We start from the raw sequence: 2,002 nt of genomic DNA, 5'->3' as shown, positions 1-2,002 counted from the left end.
GTCGCGCAGCGCGGCGTCCATCGCGTCCTCGCCCTCCACGGGCGCGTCGACGGTGCCGAGGCGCCGCTGCACGAAGGCCGCCACGTCGTCGAGGTCGTCGGCGGTCGGCAGCAGGTCCGGGTGGTCCCACACGGCGTCGCGGGCGCCGCGGTCCCCGCGCGCGAGCAGCTGCTCCCACAGCGCGCTCGCCTCCCGCGCCCGGCGCGGGCGCAGCTCCAGGCCCACGAGCACCGCGAAGGCGTGCTCGGCCGGTCCGCCGGTGGCCCGGCGCCGGCGCATCGTCTCGCGCAGCGCGGCCGCGTGCGGCAGCACGCCGCGGGCGGCCTCGTCGCTGACGTGGTCCACCCAGCCCTCGACGAGGGCGAGCGCCGTCTCCAGCCGGGCCAGCGCCGCCTTCTGCTGCGGGGTGCTCTCCGGCTCGAAGATGCCCGAGCCGAGCGCCTCCTGCAGCGACTCGGGGTTGGTGGGGTCGACCTGGCGGGCCGCCTCGGCGATGCGCTCGCCGTCGACGCTGATGCCGCGCGCGAAGGACTCCACGCTGCCGAGCAGGTGCCCGCGCAGCCACGGCACGTGGGCGAACAGGCGCTGGTGGGCGGCCTCGCGCAGCGCCAGGTAGCGGCGCACCTCGTCCAGCGGCACCTCGAGGCCGTCGGCGAAGGAGCGGACGTTGGTCGGCAGCAGGGCCGCGCGCCCGCTCGGCGCCAGCGGCAGGCCGACGTCGGTGGTGGAGACGACCTCGCCGGCGAGCTGGCCGATGGCCTGGCCCACCTGCATCCCGAAGACCCCACCGCCGACCTGGCGCAGCATGGCGCCGGCCGAGCCGAGCATCGCCGCGAGCTCCGGCGGTGCCTGCGCGGCCATCGCGTCGCCCATGGCGGCGGCGACGTTGGTGGCGACGGGCTCCACGAGCTGGCGCCAGACCGGCATCGTCTTCTCGACCCACTCCGCGCGGCTCCACGCCTCGAGGGTCGTGGCCGCCTGCTCGAGGTCGGTGACGCCGTCCAGCCACAGGTCGGCCACCCGCAGGGCGTCCTCGACCTCGCGGCGGTCCACCGCGTTGGGCGTCGGGTCGCCGGTCTGCGCGGCGGCCTGGCGGGCCAGGTCGTGCGCGACGTCCCAGTTCACCGGGGCGTCGGAGGGGGTGGAGAGGAACTTCTGCAGCTGGGCGAGCACCTGGCCCATGACGGCAGGGTCGAAGCCCGCCTCGCCGAAGCCCGGGATCGCACCGGGGAAGCCCCCGGGCATCCCGCCGGGGAAGCCGCCGGGCACCTGCCCGCCGGGGAACTGCCCGCCGAAGAGCGGGCCGAGCAGGTCCTCCAGGGGGTTGCCGCTGCCCGAGGGCTGCCCGGGCTTGGGCGCGGGCGTGCCCGAGGGGCGGAAGCCCGGCTGGCCCCCCGCGTCCCGGTCCTCGCGCGGGGTGTCCTCGGGGCCGTCCTCGCCCTCGGGGCGCTCGCGCCCCTCGTCGTCTCGCTGGTCCACCGTGTCCTCCGCCTCCTGGACCCCGGCCGCCCGCGTGCGGGCCGTCGCGGTCCGGTTCCGTCTCCCGCAGGTCGTCTCCCATGATGACGCCCCGCTCCGGGCACGACGAGCGGCGGGAGCGCAGCGTTCCGCCGCGGCCCCGGTCGGCGGCGGACTTCGCGGGCAGCGAACGTAGGGTGCGGGGGTGTCGAGCGCAGCCCCCGGCGACCTCCCGACCGGTGCACCGGGCCAGGTCCCGGGCCAGGGACCGGAGCCGGGACCGGAGCAGGGACCGGAGCAGGGACCGGGCCAGGGGACGGAGCGGGGGCCGGGTGCGCACGCGGGCGCGGGGGAGCCGGCCGGGCGCCAGGGCCTGTCGCCCCGCGGGCTGCTGCTGGCCGTCTCCGCCTTCACCGCCGTCCTGCTGACGGCGCTGCTGGGCGTCCTGCACGTGCCGTACGTGGCGCTGAGCCCGGGACCGGTGGTCGACGTCATCGCGGGCTCCCACGCGGGGCGGGAGCAGGAGGAGGACCGCGGGCAGGGG

1 protein-coding gene and 1 pseudogene are annotated in these 2,002 nt (G+C 78.1%); one reads left to right on the top strand and one right to left on the bottom strand.

The features are described from left to right. Positions 1–1,320: zinc-dependent metalloprotease (locus GTQ99_RS22635; RefSeq protein WP_420814615.1), on the bottom strand; the 1,320-nt coding region annotated here is incomplete at its 3' end. Between the two features lie 343 nt (positions 1,321–1,663). Between GTQ99_RS22635 and GTQ99_RS22630 the strand changes: the two are divergent. Beyond that, positions 1,664–2,002, top strand: a pseudogene (locus GTQ99_RS22630) (hypothetical protein); the annotation flags it as partial.

The organism is Kineococcus vitellinus, from assembly GCF_009906315.1.
Lineage (GTDB): Bacteria > Actinomycetota > Actinomycetes > Actinomycetales > Kineococcaceae > Kineococcus > Kineococcus vitellinus.
The sequence above is the reverse complement of the archived record's forward strand: the minus strand, read 5'-3'. Positions and strand labels throughout refer to the sequence as shown.